1 pseudogene is annotated in these 291 nt (G+C 45.4%); it reads right to left on the minus strand.

Annotated features, from left to right (window positions below):
* Window positions 1-256: pseudogene (locus V6259_RS19760) on the minus strand (hypothetical protein); the annotation flags it as partial.
* Window positions 257-291: the final 35 nt, after the last annotated feature.

The following is a 291-nucleotide window of genomic DNA, read 5'->3' on the forward strand; positions in this document are numbered from 1 at the left end:
GTTCAGTCGCACGTTGTGCGGCTGGAATTGGGTAGTTTTGGTAATCAAGCAAAGCGTCTAATGCGCGAACAATCAATTCAGACAGTTCTTCGAGCTCATCAAGGTTTTCTAAGGCACCAAGATTAACCTTTCCGTCAGTCGGCAAACGAACCAGTTTTCTAAGCGGACTAACTAGCTTGCCTTTCTGTGATGAAAAAGGCACATCTTGATCAGGCAGTTTGACATCTGCAAGCGCTTCTTCTAGACGCTTCAGCATTTCTTTCAGCTCTTTTTGGTTTTGCGCAAGCTGCT

Origin of the sequence: Marinomonas sp. TI.3.20 (assembly GCF_038155025.1) — a bacterium.
Classification (GTDB): domain Bacteria; phylum Pseudomonadota; class Gammaproteobacteria; order Pseudomonadales; family Marinomonadaceae; genus Marinomonas; species Marinomonas flavescens.